Source organism: Neobacillus nitrireducens (genome assembly GCF_030915405.1).
Taxonomy (GTDB): Bacteria; Bacillota; Bacilli; order Bacillales; family Cytobacillaceae; genus Neobacillus.
In genome coordinates this window covers 561,010-581,519 of record NZ_CP133262.1, presented here as the reverse complement: position 1 = coordinate 581,519, position 20,510 = coordinate 561,010, and the positions used below count along the sequence as shown (strand labels likewise).

At 38.9% G+C, this 20,510-nt stretch carries 21 protein-coding genes and 1 tRNA gene; 6 read left to right on the top strand and 16 right to left on the bottom strand.

Features of this window, described 5'->3' with window-relative positions:
- Positions 1–112: 112 nt before the first annotated feature.
- Positions 113–1,900, bottom strand: coding sequence for an oligoendopeptidase F (gene pepF / locus RCG22_RS02735; RefSeq protein WP_308107072.1), 1,788 nt, complete (start codon positions 1,898–1,900; stop codon positions 113–115).
- A gap of 146 nt (positions 1,901–2,046) precedes the next feature.
- The gene (gene trhO, locus RCG22_RS02730; protein ID WP_308105615.1) at positions 2,047–3,006 is read right to left on the bottom strand and encodes an oxygen-dependent tRNA uridine(34) hydroxylase TrhO; all 960 of its coding nucleotides are present in this window, start codon (positions 3,004–3,006) and stop codon (positions 2,047–2,049) included.
- 193 nt (positions 3,007–3,199) lie between these two features.
- Between trhO and RCG22_RS02725 the strand changes: the two genes are divergently transcribed.
- Positions 3,200–4,372: a glycoside hydrolase family 18 protein gene (locus RCG22_RS02725; RefSeq protein ID WP_308105614.1), complete on the top strand. Its 1,173-nt coding sequence runs from the start codon at positions 3,200–3,202 to the stop codon at positions 4,370–4,372.
- A 331-nt stretch (positions 4,373–4,703) separates the two neighbouring features.
- Here RCG22_RS02725 and RCG22_RS02720 read toward each other — a convergent pair whose 3' ends face one another.
- Complete coding sequence (locus RCG22_RS02720; protein WP_308105613.1) at positions 4,704–5,801, bottom strand: metallophosphoesterase; 1,098 nt, start codon at positions 5,799–5,801, stop codon at positions 4,704–4,706.
- 206 nt (positions 5,802–6,007) lie between these two features.
- On the opposite strand from RCG22_RS02720, the gene RCG22_RS02715 reads away from it, so the two are divergent.
- A complete protein-coding gene (locus tag RCG22_RS02715) occupies positions 6,008–6,361 on the top strand; it encodes a hypothetical protein (RefSeq protein WP_308105612.1) in 354 nt (117 codons plus the stop codon).
- Positions 6,362–6,432: 71 nt separating this feature from the next.
- On the opposite strand, the gene RCG22_RS02710 is transcribed toward RCG22_RS02715, so the two are convergent.
- The 6 genes from RCG22_RS02710 to RCG22_RS02685 all read right to left on the bottom strand — a co-directional run bounded on the left by RCG22_RS02710 (position 6,433) and on the right by RCG22_RS02685 (position 9,986).
- Positions 6,433–7,209, bottom strand: a complete 777-nt coding sequence (locus RCG22_RS02710) for a DODA-type extradiol aromatic ring-opening family dioxygenase (protein ID WP_308105611.1) — start codon at positions 7,207–7,209, stop codon at positions 6,433–6,435.
- Positions 7,210–7,229: 20 nt separating this feature from the next.
- A complete protein-coding gene (locus RCG22_RS02705) occupies positions 7,230–7,673 on the bottom strand; it encodes a DoxX family protein (protein ID WP_308105610.1) in 444 nt (147 codons plus the stop codon).
- 36 nt (positions 7,674–7,709) lie between these two features.
- Positions 7,710–8,360, bottom strand: a complete 651-nt coding sequence (locus RCG22_RS02700) for an alpha/beta hydrolase (protein ID WP_308105609.1) — start codon at positions 8,358–8,360, stop codon at positions 7,710–7,712.
- Between the two features lie 155 nt (positions 8,361–8,515).
- A complete protein-coding gene (locus RCG22_RS02695; RefSeq protein WP_308105608.1) occupies positions 8,516–9,301 on the bottom strand; it encodes an alpha/beta fold hydrolase in 786 nt (261 codons plus the stop codon).
- A 23-nt stretch (positions 9,302–9,324) separates the two neighbouring features.
- Positions 9,325–9,573 (bottom strand): hypothetical protein, encoded by a 249-nt coding sequence (locus RCG22_RS02690; RefSeq protein WP_308105607.1) that lies wholly within the window; start codon positions 9,571–9,573, stop codon positions 9,325–9,327.
- 131 nt (positions 9,574–9,704) lie between these two features.
- On the bottom strand, positions 9,705–9,986 hold the full coding sequence (locus RCG22_RS02685; protein ID WP_308105606.1) for a DUF1292 domain-containing protein: 282 nt from the start codon (positions 9,984–9,986) through the stop codon (positions 9,705–9,707).
- 147 nt (positions 9,987–10,133) lie between these two features.
- On the opposite strand from RCG22_RS02685, the gene RCG22_RS02680 reads away from it, so the two are divergent.
- Complete coding sequence (locus tag RCG22_RS02680; protein ID WP_308105605.1) at positions 10,134–10,433, top strand: hypothetical protein; 300 nt, start codon at positions 10,134–10,136, stop codon at positions 10,431–10,433.
- Between the two features lie 50 nt (positions 10,434–10,483).
- Here the strand turns inward: RCG22_RS02680 and RCG22_RS02675 are convergent, their stop codons facing one another.
- Positions 10,484–11,395, bottom strand: coding sequence for an LCP family protein (locus RCG22_RS02675; RefSeq protein WP_308105604.1), 912 nt, complete (start codon positions 11,393–11,395; stop codon positions 10,484–10,486).
- Between the two features lie 202 nt (positions 11,396–11,597).
- Between RCG22_RS02675 and RCG22_RS02670 the strand changes: the two genes are divergently transcribed.
- Positions 11,598–12,491: a spore germination protein gene (locus RCG22_RS02670; protein WP_308105603.1), complete on the top strand. Its 894-nt coding sequence runs from the start codon at positions 11,598–11,600 to the stop codon at positions 12,489–12,491.
- Positions 12,460–12,546, top strand: a tRNA-OTHER gene (locus RCG22_RS02665). Before RCG22_RS02670 ends, RCG22_RS02665 begins: the two co-directional genes overlap by 32 nt.
- 75 nt (positions 12,547–12,621) lie before the next feature.
- On the opposite strand, the gene RCG22_RS02660 is transcribed toward RCG22_RS02665, so the two are convergent.
- From RCG22_RS02660 to RCG22_RS02650, 3 genes are read right to left on the bottom strand one after another with little or no spacing between them, the layout of a single operon-like run.
- Positions 12,622–13,995 carry a nucleoside recognition domain-containing protein gene (locus tag RCG22_RS02660; protein WP_098260537.1) on the bottom strand — a complete coding sequence of 458 codons (1,374 nt, stop codon included), beginning with the start codon at positions 13,993–13,995 and terminating at the stop codon, positions 12,622–12,624.
- Between the two features lie 4 nt (positions 13,996–13,999).
- Positions 14,000–14,689 carry a FeoB small GTPase domain-containing protein gene (locus tag RCG22_RS02655; RefSeq protein ID WP_308105602.1) on the bottom strand — a complete coding sequence of 230 codons (690 nt, stop codon included), beginning with the start codon at positions 14,687–14,689 and terminating at the stop codon, positions 14,000–14,002.
- Positions 14,679–14,933: a FeoA family protein gene (locus tag RCG22_RS02650; protein WP_098260535.1), complete on the bottom strand. Its 255-nt coding sequence runs from the start codon at positions 14,931–14,933 to the stop codon at positions 14,679–14,681. Before RCG22_RS02650 ends, RCG22_RS02655 begins: the two co-directional genes overlap by 11 nt.
- A gap of 264 nt (positions 14,934–15,197) precedes the next feature.
- Between RCG22_RS02650 and RCG22_RS02645 the strand changes: the two genes are divergently transcribed.
- Complete coding sequence (locus RCG22_RS02645) at positions 15,198–15,518, top strand: hypothetical protein (protein WP_308105601.1); 321 nt, start codon at positions 15,198–15,200, stop codon at positions 15,516–15,518.
- Positions 15,519–15,532: 14 nt separating this feature from the next.
- Here the strand turns inward: RCG22_RS02645 and RCG22_RS02640 are convergent, their stop codons facing one another.
- From RCG22_RS02640 to proB, 3 genes are all read right to left on the bottom strand, one after another.
- Positions 15,533–17,839, bottom strand: a complete 2,307-nt coding sequence (locus RCG22_RS02640) for an ATP-dependent DNA helicase (RefSeq protein WP_308105600.1) — start codon at positions 17,837–17,839, stop codon at positions 15,533–15,535.
- A gap of 105 nt (positions 17,840–17,944) precedes the next feature.
- Positions 17,945–19,186 carry a glutamate-5-semialdehyde dehydrogenase gene (locus RCG22_RS02635; protein WP_308105599.1) on the bottom strand — a complete coding sequence of 414 codons (1,242 nt, stop codon included), beginning with the start codon at positions 19,184–19,186 and terminating at the stop codon, positions 17,945–17,947.
- Positions 19,187–19,192: 6 nt separating this feature from the next.
- The gene (gene proB, locus RCG22_RS02630; protein WP_308105598.1) at positions 19,193–20,305 is read right to left on the bottom strand and encodes a glutamate 5-kinase; all 1,113 of its coding nucleotides are present in this window, start codon (positions 20,303–20,305) and stop codon (positions 19,193–19,195) included.
- Positions 20,306–20,510: the final 205 nt, after the last annotated feature.

Genomic DNA, 20,510 nt, shown 5'->3' with positions numbered 1-20,510 from the left:
TTTACTTAACTTTCCTTATTCTACAATAATTCCAACTATTGCACTACAAAAAAATAAAACCCACGGTTGTCTCTTGTAGTAGGACATCCATGGGTTTTGGAGTTGAATATTTTTACAAGCGTGAGAATTCCTCGACCAATTCACCAAACCGTTTCATTGAATTTTCGATTGGATATGGAGTGGTTAGGTCGACCCCCGTCTTTTTTAACAGTTCCAGCGGGTAATCCGAACTGCCGCTTTTTAAGAATTCCAAATAGGAAGTCAGCGTTTCTTGGTCGCCTTCAAGAATCTTAGTCGCTAAATGGATGGCGGAAGCAAATCCTGTTGCATATTTGTAAACATAGAAAGGACGGTAGAAATGTGGGATTCTTGACCATCCAAATTTTACTTCCTCATCGAAGACAATCTCATCCCCATTGTATTCTCGGAATAACGTCTCATAGGTTTGATTAAATACTTCCACATTTAAGGGAAGTCCCTTTTCTGCCATTTCATGTGTTTTCATCTCAAACTCAGCAAACATGACTTGTGTAAAAAACGTTCCCTTAAATTGATCAATGAAATGATTGACTAAATGTTTCCGAACATCGGGATTTTTTTCATTGGATAATAAATAGTTAATTAATAGAACTTCATTGACGGTAGATGCCACTTCAGCAACGAAGATACTGTACCGAGCAGTAATTTGCGGCTGGTACTGTGAACTCAAGCGACTGTGGACACCGTGTCCGCACTCATGAACCAACGTGAATAAACTATCCAAATCATCCTGATGATTGAGAAGGATATAGGGATGGACCCCGTAGACACCAAGATTGTAGGCACCTGAGCGCTTCCCCGGAGTTTCTCTAACATCAAGATACCGTGCGTTTTTAAATTCCTTTAGGATAGTGATGTAATCCTCTCCAAGCGGAGCTAAAGCCTTACACATCGTGTCATAGGCTTCCTCATATGAAATCACTTGTTTAACACCGCCGACAAGAGGGACACTCATATCATATTGACGAAGTTCATCAAGCTCCAACTTTTCCTTCCGAATACGTGAATAATGATGAAGTGGACCAATATTTTCTTTGGTAGTTTTAATTAGATTCTCGTATACCTCTTTTGGTACTTTATCCCCGAACAACGCCTTTTCCAGTGCGGAGGGATACTGACGGATTTTAGCTGTCGTCACATTATTTTTAATGGCGGCTGAGAGTGTTGCAGCAATCGAATTTTTCAATTGCAGGTACGGCTGGTAATACGCCTTATAGGCCTCTCTTCGCTTTTCTCGATCCGTATCTTCAATTAACTTAGAGTACATGCCTCTGGTTAGTTCCACACGATCGCCGTTCTCACTAGTAACTTCCCCGAATTTAATATCTGCATTATTCATCATGCCAAAGATGTTCCCCGGTGCTGTAAGTGCTTCACCTAATTGCGAGAGGACTGCTTCCTGATCTTTAGTTAATACATGCTGCTTATAACGAAATGACTCCCATAAATCCTCTGCAAAATAGTCTAGCTCTTTTTCTGCGGATATGTAAGCTTTTAAAGTATCTTCATCAAGGCTTAATAAATATGGCATAAAGAAAGAGGTAGCAGCACTAACCTTAACACTCAGTTGTTTCGCTTTGTCTAAATGGGACTGCGCCTGGGAATCCCTCGTATTTTCATCTACACTTAACATGGCATAGGCATAAATTTTGTTGAAGGTATAAGATAACTCTTCTCTTTGCTTTAGATATTGATACAGCGAGTGTCCATCTTGAATGTTCCCATCATATTGCTTTAGGTTCACCGCCATCTTTTCAATCAGCAGATAATCCTCTTCCCATTTCTTAATATCTGAATAGATATCGGCTAAGTTCCACTTTTCAAGTGAAGGGACTTCCTTTCGATTTGTATAGGTCACCATTTGCCCCATCCGCTCCTCTCATTGTAAAAGATTTCAAAACAGCAGCTTCTATCCTCTATCATAATAAATATATTCCTAAATTCCTATTGGCAAACCTAAAAAAAGCAAGCAGGACACCGAAATGACCTGCTTACTTACATAAATCATTATCTGGTTAACTCTTTCTCAATTGCCGCTAATCTTTCTTGAACCTCTTCCTCACTTAACCCAAGTTGAGCAATATAACGGTTACGTGGATGAACGCGGCACTCATGCGAACAGCTGCGCAGGTGCTTATGTTCATTCTCTTCAGAGCATAGAATTTTTCGATTACATTCCGGGTTAGCACAATTCACGTAGCGTTCACATGGCTCTCCCGTGTAAAAATCCTTACCAACTACGACATGCTCTTTTTGGTTAACAGGAACACTTATTCGCTCATCGAAAACATAGAGCTTTCCATCCCATAAATCTCCTTGGACTTCAGGGTCCTTACCGTAGGTGACAATTCCACCCTCTAATTGTGATACATCTTCAAAGCCTTCTTTCAATAACCAACCTGAGAATTTTTCACAACGAATTCCACCTGTACAATAGGTAAGAATCTTTTTGCCTTCAAACTCCTGTTTATTTTCTCGAATCCATTGTGGAAGGTCGCGGAAGTTTAAAATATCCGGTCTGACCGCCCCTCTAAAATGACCAAGATCATATTCATAATCATTTCTGGCGTCGATGACCACCGTTTCTTCTTTTTGCATTTCAGCAAAAAAATCTTTTGGTTTTAAATGCTTCCCTGTTTGAACGTTTGGATCCACATCATCTTCCAAACGCAAAGTAACAAGCTCCGGTCTACAACGCACCCGCATCTTTTTGAACGCATGTTCAGTCGATTCATCTATCTTAAAAATAGTCCCCGCAAATAATGGATGCTCATCCATGTATTTTATATAGGCATCTGTTTGTTCAACGGTGCCTGACACCGTTCCATTGATCCCTTCCGCCGCAATGATAATTCGGCCTTTGAGGCCCATTTCATTACATGCGTTCAGATGTTCTTGAGTCACTTCTTCGGGATTCTCAATTGTTACATATTTATAGTACAGCAATACTCTATATTCTTGATTCATGTAGACCACCTTACAATTTTATATATAAAAAACACGTAGTTTTTAACATTAACCTTATGATTATATCAAAAACAAGCCTAGATATTCAAATTTATTCACTTTATGATGGAGACAGGTGGATATTACCAAGCGTTTGTCTACTCTTTTTCTGTTACAATTTTTTAAGTGAGAAATAATAAGGAGGAATTAAACTATGAGTAAACGTTATCTCCTCCTTGGCCTGGTAATTGCGATTACCTTCATTGGAGGAATACTAACGGGAGTTTTTTTCACCACCAATAGTGACAATCAAGAGCGTCCAAATACGCTAATTTTAGAAGATGCACCAAAGTCAGCAATTAAACCCACTTCAAAAGAGTTTCCTAAATATAATACGAAACCAGCAAAGGTCCTCATTGGTTATGTCCAAGATTATCGGGATCCTAATATGATTGATTACTCTAAACTAACACATGTCATATTTTCGTTTGTTCATCCAACAAAGGATGGTGAAATCCTATTTAATGGTGATACCGCACTAAAAAACCTGCGAACAGTGGTTTCAAAAGCAGATAAACACGACACGAAGGTGATGCTTGCTATTGGCGGTTGGTACCACATCAAGGGCGGCGAATCCTATAATTATTTTAAACCAGCGATTTCTAATCCTAAATCACGTGCCAAACTAGTTAAAGAGCTTACTAATATCGCAGTCCGTGAAAACCTGGACGGTATTGATATTGATTTTGAACACCCTCGAACCGAGGCAGATTCACGAAATTTGGAGGCCTTTGCAAAAGAGTTAAGCGCACAGCTCCATCCAAAAAAGAAGGAGCTGTCCATTGCTGTTTATTCAAAGATTCATGCGTTGACTTTAACGGAGGTTGGCTTTATTAAGTATGAACCCTCGATGTTCCAGCATGTCGACCATGTCAATATTATGGCCTATGATGGTCAGTGGGACGGCAGTTACAATGCAGCAAACTTATCACCCTATCCGTTTACTGAGAAAATCGTAAACTATTGGTCTACCTTCTTCGAGAATCAGAAAATTTCAAAAGAAAAACTAGTCTTAGGTGTTCCATTTTACGCGCAGCCGGAAGATCCTAAAATCAAACAGGTTTCCTTTGCCACGATTATTAACAAGAACCCTGCAAATGCTGAAAAAGACATGGTTAAGATGAACGGCACAACTTATCATTATAATGGCGGTGCAACAATGAAAAAGAAAACACGTTTGGCACTAGATCATGGCTTTGGCGGCATGATGCTTTGGGAATCTGGACTTGATGCCGAGGGATCACACAGTCTAACAGGGACTATTTTTACAGAATTAAAAAATTCATCAAAAGAACCATTGAAATACTATACCGCAAAAGGATATTAATCAGAAAAGGCTGTTCCCTCGTTTAAATGGGGAACAGCCTTTTAGTTTCTGGAGTTATGGTTCTCAATTGACGACCGTTCCTTTGCTTTTTTCATAGTATCGGTCGTCAATTAGGGCTATTGGCTACCGTTCCTTTGCTTTTTCCATAGTCTCGGTCGTCAATAAGGGCTATTGGCTACCGTCCCTTTGCTTTTTCCATAGTCTCGGTCGTCAACAAGCTCTATTGACTACCGTCCCTTTGTGTTTTTCATAGTTTCGGTCGTCAATGATCTCATAAAAATAAAAGGTCCAAATAGGGGATTTTTGCTATATGCTTCAATAAATTAACCCTCTATGGATTAAAGGTAACTTTTATTTGAACAATCTCAGACTGTGTACCGATTCGAATCGGTGTTCCCCAAAAACCATAGCCCGATGAGACAATTGATTGCAGCTTGCCTTTCTTTAAGTAGCCCCAATCATTTTCATAGATCATGTTTGTAATCAAATTCATCGGCGCGATTTGTCCACGATGCGTATGCCCAGATAAAATTAAGTCCACGCCGTTTTTTAGGGCGATGTCAAAATCATAGGGCTGGTGTTCCAGTAGAATGACCGGTTTCGTTAAATCCGTCTTCTTCATTAAATCGGAAAGTTCCGCACGAGAGACATCTTGATAGCCCCGGTCCTTCCTGCCAATCAGGGTAATACCATTTTCCAAAACCAACGTTTCATCCGCTAAAAGCTTCATCCCGCTTTCATTAAAAACCTTTTTCAGGTCAACACCTTCATCACGGTCATGATTTCCAAACGAAGCATACACGGGCGCTTTAATTTGCTTAAGTATGTCAGGAATTCCTTCATCAAGATAAGGCTTCACATCATCGTCAATGATATCACCGGGGAAGAAAACAAGATCAGGTTCCATTGAATTAATATGTTGAACTAGATTTTTCGCATGCTTAGCACCTGCCAATTTCCCAAAATGCATATCAGATGCCATTACAATGTTTAGACTTTGTTTCCCTTCCACAGGCTTAGCTATATGTATTTGATAACTTTTTACTACTGGGGTATATGCGTTGTAAATACCAAAAGCAAAGAATGCCGCTATGCCGATTAGCACCGCATACCCAAACCACTTAATGGCAGTATTTTTAGATAGAGTAGTAAATTTCGTCAAAAAGATGATCAGGTTAATTAGCGGTAGAACTAAAAGTAAAAAATAAAAAAAACCCAGCCAAATCGCACCTATCCAGGTAAGCACGTCACTATCTTCAACAAAGCGCCCGAAAACAAAGGAATATCCAAACAGAAAAAGAACGAGCCAAAATACGTACTTCACATGCTTTTTATTTCCAATAATTATTTTTAACCATTTCCAGCCATTCCAACCTATGTAAAATAAAAGCATATTGTAAATTAAAATAACACCAAGTATAAACCACACCGGAAAATCCCCTTTAACAGTTTAGAGTCATACTTCCATTAGAACCTATTTATGGAAAAATGACAACAACTTGGTGCCTGACACCCATTTTGACACAAAGTCGTAATAAATTTTTACATTTGTCGTATATTTTTCCAAACTTTTTGAAGGAGATTGTCGAAAAAAGGAGAATCAAGTTAGGGAGGTAAAATAAAGGAGGAAAAAAGATGAAAAAATTATTAACCGTTTTATGTGGAGGTTTTATTGCATTATCGTTGTTTGTGACTACAGGGAATACGGTAAAAGCAGCGGATGATTGTGGCTGCGATGTTTCACCAGTTTTTGGAGCTGAGAAAAATAAAATTGTTGCTGAGCTAATAAGTAGTCAAGCGTTTAAGGATGCAAAACTTTCCCTAATGTATGATGGTATCAGCTGGAAAGGCGCAAAAAATATTGAAGTAATTGTCAATCATACCCATGATAATGCTTTAATGGTGGGAGTACCTTATTATACGCAAGAAGGCTCTTTAATGATGGCAGTATTTATTAATGGAGTATACATGGGTCTTGCTCCAATGTAATATATCAATATTCAAAGAACATAAAAAAATCCTTCCCAACGGAAGGATTTTTTTTACAATAAGGACTCAGCTCATCCAAACTGCCAAACACTATGACTCAAGTTTCCATACCGATAACTCCGATGTAACAGCTTCGCTTTTTGGCTATCATCTGCTGCCCCCATGGCATAGAAAATTGGGATAAAGTGTTCTTTGCCATAACGTGGAACGGCATATTCAGCATTAGGAGCTAATGAATCATACTGGAATAGGGAGTCTAAATCCCAATTATTCAAATGGTGTGCCAACCAATCGTCAAACTCAAGCGCCCATTGGTCAACTCCGTTATCTGCCCATTTTACCGCTCTAAGATTATGCACGGTTCCCCCACTAGCAATAATTAAAATATCATTTGCTCGTAAAGCCGACAAAGATTTACCGATTTTATATTGTTCTTCAGGTTTTAGATTTTGATTAACAGACATCGAAATCACCGGAATATCAGCATTCGGATAAAGAAGACGAAGAACCACCCATGCTCCATGATCGAGACCGCGTTTCGTATCAACATCGAAACTTACACCATTTTTAGTAAACAAATCTTTAATTTCATTTGAAATCTGCTGATCGCCCTGTGCAGAATATTTAATGCGGTACAATTCCGGATCGAAACCACCAAAATCATAGATCGTGTCATAGGTGTCAACATCGCTTACTTTTTGAGTGGATGATTCCCAATGGGCCGAAAACAAGATAATCGCCTTTGGTCGTGGCAGTGTTTGCCCAAGCTGATTTAGAAACTGAGTATACTCATTATTCTCAACCGCTAAAAGAGGCGCACCATGAGCAATAAAAAAAGACGGTAACATGCTAATTCCCCCTATTTTGTTTAGTTAGTAAGACTTTTTGAAAAGGATGTTTTATCTTCCTTGTTTCCTTTGTAAATCAGCTGATCTAACGCAAACATTTTGCTTCCATTAATCACAATAAACACAGTCATAACCAATAAAGCCAAATCTAATTCATAACCGGCCATTTGTCCATTCCCTAAAAAGCCTACTGAAAGTTTCACTTTTATTGTTGCACCAATCATCATCAATGCATGTAAACCTGAAACAATTCGACTTCCTAAACCAAGTACTAAAGCTGCTCCACCGATCATCTCGACTAAAGCAACACCATATGCTAAAAATCCTGGTAACCCGATACTATCAAACCAACCAACGATATTCTCAATTCCGCCTTGGAATTTAACTAATCCATGAACAAAGAATGTAATTCCTAACATAACTCTTAATAGTAATGTACTAGCTTCAAATTTATTGTTTAACATATCTCATTTCCCCTTAGTTGTCATTTTATATTTTTATTATTTTACTTTTTCTGCTAACCATTGCATGAAATCTTTATGGTTTTCCATTGAAACGGTATGTCCTTCTTGATACGTCTTAAAGGTGACATTTGCCCCCAACTCACGGAAATACTCATTATTTGCCAAACCCCAATCAAATGGAAGAACTTGATCCATTTCGCCATGTGAAATAAACAAAGATAGCTGATCAACTGGCTTAATGTTGTACTCTTCTTTAACAAAAGCTGGAATGTAGCCGCTAAGTGCAATAATCCCCTTGATTCGATTCCCCAATGCTAATCCTAAAGTCATTGATAGAATTGCCCCCTGGCTGAAGCCTAGTAAAAACAATTGACTCCTATCAATCGGGTATTCGCTACATGCATAATCAATAAAGCTGGATAGTTTACTAACTCCTTCATCGAACACTTCCCGATGCGGTTTTCCATACCCTTGAATGGTAAAATAGGCAAAACCTGGGGGTTGAGGAAGATGCCCGCGAACACTGAAAATATAAAAGCTGTCTTCTAATCCATTGACTAAAGACAACATGTTCTGCTCATTACTTCCAATCCCGTGCATGAGAAACAATGCCGGATAGGTTTTAGCTGGATCAATTTGCGCCGGCTTACGAAGTTCATAAATCATCGGTGCCATCATTTTCATCATCCTCTCTATTTTGTATTTAGATATGAACCTTTGTTGTTTATAAGATAACATTTCATCTTATAGTTCGTCAATTATTTTTTCTCCCAATGTGAAAATTTGTTTTTTATTAGAATACAAATCAAAGAAAGGAACCAGCTTGGTTCCTCTACTAACCATTATAGAGTTGATAAAAAATTTTGAATTTCTGAAATGAGATCCATAGGATTTTCATACATACTCATATGGCCCGAATCTTTGATTACTGACTGTTTAATATTGGCTTTGCTAACCGAAAAAGTCCTATCTGATGGGATAATTTGATCTTGTTCCCCTGCTATTAAAAGAACTGGCAGTGTAGAAGCTTCTAATACATGATTACGGTCTGGCCGGTCCTTCATCACATTTAGGGCATCTATTGCACCCTCTGCTGAAGTTGTATAACCTATCTCCATCGCTTCACCCACGTAATTCTCATCCTGGTTTTCCGGCGAGAAAAGTTTTGGTACCAAACCGTCGATTAGCGAGTAGATTCCAGACTGGTTTACTTTTTCAATATTAGCTAGCCTGCCTTTTTTCGCTTCTTCCGAATCTGGAAAGGCGGTTGAATGAATAAGTGAATACCCATTTAATTGGCCGCTATATTTTTCTGCGAAGGCAAGCGTGATGTAGCCTCCTAACGAGTGACCAAACATAGTCACTTTAGGTAAATTTAATTTATCGATCAGGCTTTTTACTTGATCGGCGATATTTTCAATCCTACTGTTACCTTCTAAAGGATCAGATTGTCCATGCCCAGGCAAATCAGGAGCTATCACCCGGTAATCGGCTGATAATGCCGGTATGACATGTTCCCAATATTGAGAACTTCCACAAAAACCATGCAGAAGAATAATGGGTTCCCCTGTCCCGCTATCTATGTATGCTATTGATGTATCTTGGAGAGTAAGTTTCTTAAGTTCCATATAGGTTTCCACTCCAGAGTGTTTTAGCTAATCTGCTCTTCAGTATTGTCTGTGCTAAGTAATATGCGTTTACTTGGAATTTGGGTTAGGTTTGATTTTTTTAATAAATAATTTAAATGTTCTATTGGCATGGAGCCATGGCCTTTGCTGTCTGCTAGAGTAAATTGTACAGTGATACCATTATAATTTTTGACCGTCATCGTTTCAGCTGAATTGAAAAAACCTTTAATCCCTGGGGAAATTTGATATTTTGTACCTTCTTCAATTAACATTACATTACTCCTTTATAGATGTTCTTCATCAGTAGTATGCCAAGAAAGAATTTATACATACATAAATTTCCCAATTGAATTCATATAAAATAAAAAAGAGAGACGAATGAATCCCTCTTATCCCAAGCATTTTATTCTTCTGTTCCTTCTTCCTCGTCCATCATTTCGTCAAATGCTGCTGAAACTTTGTCGAATTCTTCATCACTTTCAATGGCGGAAAAATCACCATCATCATCGACCTTCAGAAAAAAGATATCAATATCTTCATCTGATTCTTGTCTAACATCCTCCGCAAATCCCACAGCCACATAATCATTTCCTTCGATCGTCAAGACTCCTAACACTTCGACTTCTTGTTCCTCATCATTTTCATCACTTATGGTAAAAATTTCGCCTACTTCGACCTTACTCATTTATACGTTCCCCTTTCATATAAAAAGTATAACCTTTAACATTATCCCATAAATGAATGGGTTTCATTCGAATTTATATATTTCCACTATATATTCGACAAAAATCTTATATAATAAATTCATAATGAATTCTAAGGAGACCTTGAGATGAACCAAAAACAGTTAGAGGAAAAGATTATCGAAAACTATCGCGGAGAAGAGAAAATGATGATTCTTGTCTTTGCTCAATGGTGCGTGAACCATGATCTTGATCCAGAAGAGTTGTATTTACGCGCTTATCCCAATCAAGCCTCTAATCCTGCCCTAAAAGAAGCCATTGAGTTAACTGTTCCAAAAGACGAAGCGGGTGAAGTGAGCGACCAAACCTTGCTTGGAGTGTTAGCGTTATTTGGAAATGATGACCTTGCGTTTGTCGTAACGGAAGAAATCAATAAATTGAAAAGATAGGTTTCATATTAAAAGCAGACATACTCTTTGAGTTTGTCTGCTTTTTGTTCTTAATAATGATACTCTCTATTAACCGGAGAAGGCTTTAGTAAGAAATCCTTTAATGCCTCTCGATTTTCTTCCAGATTTATCTCTAGAACAGCACCGGCATGGGGATAGGTTTTATTTTCAAAGCTATTTTGGACGGGTATCCGTAAACTATCGATATTCTTAATCGGATAAAAGACTAGTTTAGATAAGACTGATAAAATCTCCCCTTTGTCCATATCTGAATCCACATGATTTAAACTTTCCTCCACAAAATCCGGCAGCGCTGCCAGCGACTCCATATGACTGAATTTATTTTTCAATTGTTCCTTTACCTTAAGGATGACTTCCTGTTGTCGTTTTACCCGGCCAAAATCACTTTCGGCATCATGTCTGAACCGGACATATTTTAATAATTCTCTTCCCTTTAGCGCATTTTCTCCAGGCTTAACTTCCATGTTAAAATCGTCAATCATCTTTTGACTAACATTCACAGTAATACCTTCTGGCGCAATCAGATCAATGAAGTTTGCAAATCCTTCAAAATCAATGGAAATGGAATGATCCACTTGCATTCCGAAATTTTGATAAATGGTTTTTTTTAATAAATCATTTCCACCTATAAAATAAGCCTTGTTAAGCTTATCGTACCCTTTTGAGTACCCCGGGATTTTCACATAACTATCTCTCATCAGGGAGATTAACTTGATATTCCCTTCTTTTGGAACATATTGGGCAATAATGATTGCATCTGAAAAAGATTGAGGTTCACCTCGTGAATCGCTCCCAATTAATAGGAAGTTCATGATTCCTTTTTTATTTTTATGTTTGTTGACATCTTCAAATTTTGATGGTGAAGTGGGATGGACTTGATGTTCGTCACTCAAATGACCAGATGAGCAGCCTCCTAATAAAATAGAAAATAAAATTACCATGAATATTCTCAAGCTTTTCACCAACTTTCAACAATATTCGCTCAAAAGTATAAGTTATTGCCTACTTAATTTCTCATTTTTTACTTTTTATTATTCTTCTTTATCCATATCTATCCTAATATTTGCTTAACAAACATGGGATATATTGCATAAGATTCCCTATTCTACACATAATGAGAGAAAAAGTTTTTTGAGGGATTTTATGAAAAATTCAGAAACAAACGCTAATAACTCAGAGAACCAAGATTGGCTCCAACGTTTATCACAATCAAATGATTTCATTCACGAGCATACTTCCTTAATGGAGGGAACTCCTTTTTGGCTTTCATACTATCGGACACTGATTTCATCTGATATCCTCCATCAGGATGTTTTGCCATTTTTGCAGGAGAAGTTATCATTAGAGGAATTAAAAAGCATAATTCCTGTACAAGAGATTAATTTTACAAAAGATTCTAAGGAAATCATCGAAAGCATCATGCAAGGATTCCTGGCACTTCAAAAGCATGAACAAGATAAAGAATGTTTATTAATCAATATAGCAAACAGTAAATTTCGGGATGTTAGCATAACAACATTGGAGTCCTCCGCTGTTGGACCACAAGTAGGTTTTATTGAAGAATTAGACATCAATATTAATTTGATTCGAAAGCGGTTACCTGTGCCTGAATTGCTTGTAATCGAAATGAAGGTCGGAAAACTATCAAAAACAAATGTTGCGGTTCTCTATATCGATGGCATTGCGGACCCGGAAAATGTGAACACGGTTGTCCAAAGAATCAGCAATGTTCAATATGATCATATACAGGACAGCGCTTATCTTTCTTCAATGATTGAGGACAATACAAACTCTTTATTTCCTCAATCCATTTCAACTGAACGAGTAGATCGGGTGGCTGCTGGCTTATCAGAGGGAAAAATTATCATTGCAGTCGATGGTTCTCCAAATCTTGTCATGGTTCCTGTTACCTTATTTGAGTCGTTTATTGCCATGGAAGATGATTGTAGATTAATTTTTTTAAATGAAAAGGATATATTTGAGATACTTGGTCAAAATAAAATCAGGGCTTGTAGCTCAAATGGTAGAGCAACCTGAAGTCCCATCTCGTGGACTGCAGTGTGTCTTGTGGGTTCAAATCCCATCAAGCCCTTCTTTCTACTTATTAACCATTAAACGAATATATAAAAGGGACTGACAAACGTGTCAGTCCCTTTTAACATTGTAATTAAAGTAAACCAAAATATCTCACCGTTTGCGTAATAATAAGTGGAACAAGGATCGCGATAACGGTCGGGATAAGGAAGGCTAGAAATGTCCATTTCTTACTTTTTGTCTCTTTATAAATATTTAGCAGGGTTGTGCCGCACGGATAATGTAGCAACGAGAATAACATCATATTCAATGCTGTCAGCCATGTCCAGCCATGGTTTAGAAATATTTGCTTCAAATCCACTAAGTTATCCACTTCAGTCAGTGAACCCGTTGATAAATAACCCATCAAGAGAATGGGAAGAACTATTTCGTTGGCGGGTAATCCCAAGATAAATGCCATCATGATATAACCATCAAGGCCGAGCATTTTTCCAAACGGGTCTAAGAACTCGACGGCATACATTAGGATACTTGTATCACCTATATAAATATTCGCGAACACCCAAGTTAATATCGCTGCTGGTGCGGCAACTTTAACCGCTCGAACTAATACGGACCAGGACTTTGTTAAAGAAGAGCGAATGACCGTATCAAAAATCTTTGGTTTTCTATATGGTGGAAGTTCTAACGTATAATGTGTTGGTATTCCCTTTAATAATGTCTTAGATAAAACCCAAGATACAAAGAACGTAACGATTATTCCAATAAGAACAATGCCAACAATAACGCCTGTTGTTACGAGTGATTTAAGTCCTCCAGTAAAATTAGCTGCCATGAATAACGAAGCCAAGACAATTAATGTTCCCCACCGGCCATTACACGGAACAAAGTTGTTTGTTAAAATAGCTAGCATCCGTTCTCTTGGGGATTCAATAATCCTCGTGGAAATAACGGCAGCCGCATTACACCCAAATCCCATGGCCATTGTTAATGATTGCTTCCCATGGGCACCGACTCTTTTAAAGAGACGATCCATGTTAAAAGCTACCCTTGGCAAATACCCATAATTCTCTAACAGGGCAAATGATGGGAAGAAGATGGCCATTGGCGGCAGCATCACGCTTATAACCCATGTCGTGCCTCGGTATAATCCGAGGACCAGGATCCCGTGCAGCCAATCAGGTGCATGAATAAGGGTAAAAAATGAGGTAATATATCCCTCTAAAAATCCAAAAAACTCAGCGATCATTGCAGATGGTACATTGGCCCCAGCGATGGTTAAATAAAACAAAACCCCTAACATGATTAGCATAATGGGAAAACCCAAAATAGGTGAGGTGAAAATCTCATCTAGTTTTTCTGTTCGAGTGTCCCTTTTCGATTTTGTGTAGGTGATTCCCTCGCCGCATAATTTATGACTGCGGTCATAAAGATGCTGGACAATGTCATCTCTCAGCTTAGAGGTCGATAACTCCTGAGCCTCTGCAAATAATTCTTCTATACGCATAGCGCTAAACCTCCTCCGGCACTAATCGTTTACTAATTTCATTTAGTAAGGCCTCGTCTCCGTCCAGTAATCTCAAAGTTACCCAGCGAGAAGATAAATGATCTCCCACAACTTCACGTACTTTTGGTTCTATTTTCATTATCTTTGCTTCAATGTCATCCGGATAGAACATCTGAACCGGATGACATTCGATTGCTCCCGTTACAATCCGGTCAATTGTATCGAGCAGCATCGGGAAACCTTTTTTGTTTCGGGCTGAAATTTTGATAACTGGGACCCCTAACCGGTTAGTTAACAACCGCTCATTAATGTTAATGCCTTGTTCCTCCGCCACATCAATTAAATTTATACAAATAATCACGTTAGTTGTCATTTCCAAGACTTGTAGAGCTAAGTTGAAATTTCGTTCTAAGGATGTCGCATCAAGTACTACAATGGTCACATCCGGTTTTTCAAACACAATATAATTACGTGCGACTTCTTCGTCCGTTGAATTTGAAAAAAGTGAATAGGTTCCTGGCAGGTCAATTAATTGAAAGATTTTATCTTTAAACTGAACACTCCCTTGCGCAAGGGAAACAGTTTTACCAGCCCAATTTCCGGTATGCTGTCTAAGGCCGGTTAAGGCATTGAACAAGGTACTTTTTCCCGTATTCGGGTTTCCCGCTAAGGCAATTCGGTATTCATTCCCCATTAGATACCAGCTCCCCTTCTATTTTAGAACTCTCCTCTCTTCGGAGGGCAATCGTTGTTTGACTGACACGAAAAGCAATCGGGTCTCCCAATGGACTTTTTCGGATAACCTCCACAAGTGCTCCAGTCACAAATCCTAAATCTAATAATCTTCTTCTCATAACCCCTTCTAGATTTAACTCAGTTATTTTTATCAAATTTCCTTTTTGTCCATTCACGAGTTTAATAATATTAGGTTTATCCATCTCTCTTTCCCCACCTTTAAAGTTTTTACCGTGTGCAACTTTTCTTTAATTATATGTAAAAATTTCAATAATGTCCCCTAATTAGCAAAAATAATTATTATCTGCGTATTAGAAACTAGGTTTTTATTAAAAAAATGGATAAAAATTCAATTTTTTTTAATATAATGATGTGTTTCACTTGAATTATTATCAGAATATGGTAATCTAATAGTAATTTTTATAATATTCAGTCATTTAGAAAGCAAAGGGAATGGAGTGGGTAAAGTGTTTAATCCTTCAGGCGGGTCCTTCGAGGTGGTTAACTCAAATGTTTGTCAAAGTTGCGGGAGTGTAACTCTTCATCATGAAGCAGCTTCTACCAGTAAAAGTAAGGGGATAATGTATGCCGTATTAGGGTGGCTGTTCGTTGCCATTTCGCTCGTTTTTATGCCGCTATTGTTTGGTGTAGGAGCAGTATTCATGGGAGTTATGACTTTTCTTGAGCGTAATCAAGTCCACGGTGCCATCCTAACTTTTTTTGCGGCAATAGGTTTAGTACTAGGGTCCCTTTTTAGCTTTATGGTCTCTGGCACATTTTTCATTTAAGACAAAAAGCACCCTTATGGATATTGCCCATAAGGGTGCTTTTTTGAACTAACCGTATAGTGCTGCCATTCTAGTGGCATGAGATTTTGATACTGACGTTGGAGGAATCGGTCATCAATCAATACAATCGTTCCATGGTCTTCCTCCGAGCGAATCAATCTTCCTCCTGCTTGCAGGACTTTATTCATGCCGGGATATACGTAGGCATAGTCATAACCGTTTTTGTCTTTTTGATTATAATGATCCTTAATGAGGTTCCGTTCAAAACACAGCTGCGGCAATCCTACACCGACAACCACCACCCCATTTAAGCGATCGCCAATTAAATCAACACCCTCGGAAAAAATGCCGCCAAGGACAGCGAAACCCAGTAAGGTTTCTGGTTGATTCGCTTTAAAAGCCCCCAAAAAGTCCTCCCTTTCGATTTCGGTCATCCCTGATGCTTGGATGATGGTATTGGTTATTGGGTCTTTTTGTTTGAATAGCTCATAGACAGATAGTAGGTATTGATAGGATGGAAAAAAGATGAAATAATTTCCGGGCCGATTTTGAATCAATGATTGGATTACAGATACGATGTGTTCCTTCGTCCGTTCCCGATCCCGGTAGCGGGTAGACACTGGATTGATCATAACTTCGAGCTGTTCACTTGAAAAGGGTGAAGGGATGGAGAGTGCATAATCCTCTTCCTGCCCACCAAGAATATCTTGATAATAGGATAAAGGTGACAGTGTCGCTGAAAAGAAGATCTTTGATCGATAACCCTTTCCCATTTGTTTGAGAAGCTTAGAAGGGTCCATGCAAAAAAGCTTTACTGTTACATCGTTTTTTATTTTTTCAACGTAGATTACATAATGTTCATCGAGCAGTTCGGTAATTTTCAAAAAGTTATTTACGATAAAATAGGCTTCCAACAGATTTTGGGACGTTTCCGTTTGAAGGGCCTGTTCTGCGCTTTCTAGAAACTGAATCAGAGGTTCAATTAGTTCTTCTCCCAACTGATCAATGGTGAATTCTTGTGTATCCGGATGTTCCTTTTTCAATGAAATAAACCAAGCATTTAGCTTACTTGCTACCTCAGAGATTGTTTTATTGACACCTTTAAACTCCTTTTTTAATTGAAGAAATATTTCTTTGTTTAAAGAGGATGAAAACATTTCTCGACCACGGTCCACCAGATTGTGTGCCTCATCGACGAGGAGTACGGTCTGTTTTTTTTGCTCTTCTAAAAGACGCTTCAGAGATACCCGAGGTTCGAAAATATAATTATAGTCACAGATGATACAGTCGACTGCATAGGCAAGATCGAGGGAAAATTCAAATGGACAAATTGTATGTTTCCTTGCATATTTTTCAATTACTTCACGCGTCATCGCTGTTTCATTAAGTAAGATATCAAGAATCGCATCATTGATTCGGTCATAATAGCCATTTGCAAATTCACAAGAATCCTTTTGGCAAATGGTTTCTTCCTTAAAACAAACCTTGTCCTTAGCAGTAATGGTTACCGTATTTAGACAAAGACCGCGGGTTTGCATTTTTTTAAATGCCTCTTCGGCCGCTGTTCGGGTAATGGTTTTCGCCGTAAGATAGAAAACACGGTTCAGATGTCCTTCCCCGATTGCCTTAACTGAAGGAAAAAGAGTCGATATCGTCTTGCCAATCCCTGTTGGAGCCTTAGCAAATAGATTTTTTTTATCTAAAATTGTTTTATAAACCACCCCGGCTAATTTCCGCTGTCCCTCACGATAGGTTTCAAAAGGAAAAATTAGCTCTTTACAGCTTTCGTTTCGTTTTTTTCGATGTTCATCAAGCAGTCTCGCGTATGGAGAGTAGTCTTCAATCACTTTCAGAACAAATGTTTCTAGTTCAGAAAACAAGCACTTCTGTTTGAAATAAGTCTTCGCAAGTGTATCTACCTGGACATAGGTAAGCTGAACAAAAATTTCCTGTAAGTCATTTTCCTTTGCATACATATAGGCGTATAGCTTTGCTTGTGCCCAGTGAACCGGGAAACCCTCTTGATCACGCTGCGGAGATGGCTCTTGGAATGATTTGATTTCGTCAATAATCACCTCGCCATCACGAAACAACAGCCCATCACACCTGCCATCAATAATGAAAGAAAGCTCATTAAACGGGACTTCCGCACGGAGGTACAATTCTTTTTGATCCCCATCGTGGTAGGTTTTCTGGATTTTTTGATGTATCCTTGTCCCATCCAAAAGGGTCGATTGAGTGCGGAAACGTGAATCAATACTTCCACTCTTAAACACATGTTCAACAAGCGTTCTTACGGAAATATGAATTGACTCTGACATGTAACACCAACTTATTAAAAAAGTTATTATTAGAATGTATGTTTGTATTCTAATTATAACAGAAATCAAAAAAATTGACGCATAATCTGCGTCAATAAAAAGGAGTTATAACCGTATTTGTCCACTGCCACGGACAATCGCTTTTGTTGTTGTTAGTGCACGGAGTCCCATTGGCCCACGTGCATGGAGCTTTTGTGTGCTAATTCCGATTTCTGCCCCATAGCCAAATTGCTCCCCATCCGTAAATCGTGTTGAGGCATTATGATATAACACGGCGGCATCGATTGTCTGGAAGAACAAACGCACGTGATCAGGATTTTCACTGATGATGGCCTCAGAATGTTTTGTTCCATAATGATCTATATGATTAATCGCTTCCTTTACATCACTCACTAGTTTAACGGCCAAAATTGGCGCTAAAAATTCAGAAGACCAATCTTCTTCTGTTGCTGGTTTTACAAATGAATAGGTTGATGTTAATTCAGTATCCCCGCGCAGCTCCACACCTCGGTCATGAAGAGAACCTAGAAGCTCGTCTGCAAAAGGCCAGTTTTTATGAATAAGCACGGTTTCGGCAGCGTTACAAACAGATGGACGATGCAATTTTGCATTAATCGCAATATCGATTGCCATGTTTTCTTTGGCTGTTTCATCAATGAAAACATGACAGTTACCAACACCCGTTTCCAACACTGGAACGGTGGCATTTTGGATCACCGTTTGGATTAACCCCGCCCCGCCTCGTGGAATGAGGACATCTAGGTATTGATTCAATTTAAACATTTCGGATGCTGTTTCCCTGCTCGTGTCCTCCAAAAGCTGGACGGCATCAACAGGAATCGATGTTTTCGCAAGGGCTTCGTGCATCACATGAACGAGCGCTTTATTGGAATGGATGGCGGAAGAACTCCCTCTTAACAGAACCGCATTTCCAGCTTTTAAACAAAGACTTCCTGCATCCACGGTCACATTGGGACGTGCTTCATACACCATTCCTATTACCCCTAGCGGAACCCGAATCGTTTCAATTTGTAACCCGTTCGGACGCTCCCATGCTTCAATCGTTTCACCAATTGGATCCTCCAAATCAATTAATTGACGAACCCCAGCAACAATTTGTTCAATTCTTGCTTCTGTTAAAAGAAGACGATCCAGGAGCGACTCTGTAAACCCCTTTTCTTTTCCCGCTTCAATATCTTTGGCATTTTCAGCGATGATCCATTCTTTCTTCGTCAATAAATGTTCAGCCATTACCAAAAGAGCTGTGTTTTTTGCTTCCGCTGACAGAATCCCCATTTGTTTGGCGGCTTTTCTTAATTTGCTGGCTTTTTCTATTAACTCACTCATTCGTTTTCACTCCTTTGTCATTGTGACCCAATTATCGCGATGAATCACTTCGGCTTTTTTATTAATCGAGTACTCTTTTGACTGTTCACTCGGTAAGCCTTTTATTTTCAATAGATTCTTAGAGGAATAATGGATTTGCCCTTTACCGACAATTTTTCCTTTTTGATTCCGGACTACGACAACATCTAATGCGTTAAAATCCCCAATAACATTCGTAACGCCAACAGGTAGTAAACTTTTACCCTGGAAGACAATCGCCTTTTCCGCCCCATCATCAATTTCAATCACACCGCCGACCTGGGAGTGATAAGCAATCCATTGCTTTCTCATTTGCATTTGCGTTTGGAATGGTCCGCCAATATATGTCCCGTCCCCCTTACCAGCTAGAATATCAACCAGTTTTTCTTTTCCGGCACCGGTACCGACAAAGACGCTGACACCAAGGGAAAGAGCCTTTTTGGAAGCAAGTAGTTTTGATTTCATTCCCCCTGTTCCAACGGAAGAACCACTTTCTCCGGCCACACCGAGGAGTTTATCAGATATTTCAGCTATAAAATGATATTTTTTTGCATCTTTTGCTACTTTCGGATTGCCATCATATAGACCATTGACATCCGTTAAAATAATCAGGGCATTCGCATGTAAAAAACCACTCACTAGTGCGGATAGCATATCATTATCTCCGAAGGTTAATTCCTCAATCGAAACCGAATCATTTTCATTAATAATCGGTAGTACACCTTTTTGAAGCAGCTCATGAATCGTATTAAAGAGGTTATGGAACCGCACTTGGCTGTAAAAATCTTCTCGAGTTAATAGAATCTGGGCTGGTACGATGGCAAACTCGTTAAACAATTGAATATAATTTTGCATTAACAATCCCTGACCCACCGCTGCGGCAGCCTGTTTCCCGGCAACCGTTTTTGGACGCGTTGGATAGCCAAGGGGGCCAAATCCAGCCGCAACCGCTCCTGATGAAATAAGAATGACATCATGCCCTTGCTCTTTTAAACAAGCAAGTGCCTCAACATGATCTCGTATTTTTCTTTCAGAAATTGTCCCGGAGGCATTGGTGAGCGAGCTGCTCCCAATCTTTACAACCACTAGTTGTTTTTTCATCCCGTACCGAACCTTTCTTTTTTATAAAATAAAAAAACGACTCTTTTGTCCTAAAAAAAAGGACGGAAAGTCGTTTCCGCGGTACCACCTTTATTGATGCCATGCACCCACTTTGAACCCGTAACGAGGGTGACGGCTTATGTTTGCATAAGCAGTTTGTTTAGGGCAGGTTCAAACTTTTTTCCGTGAGAAACCTTTCAGCCGG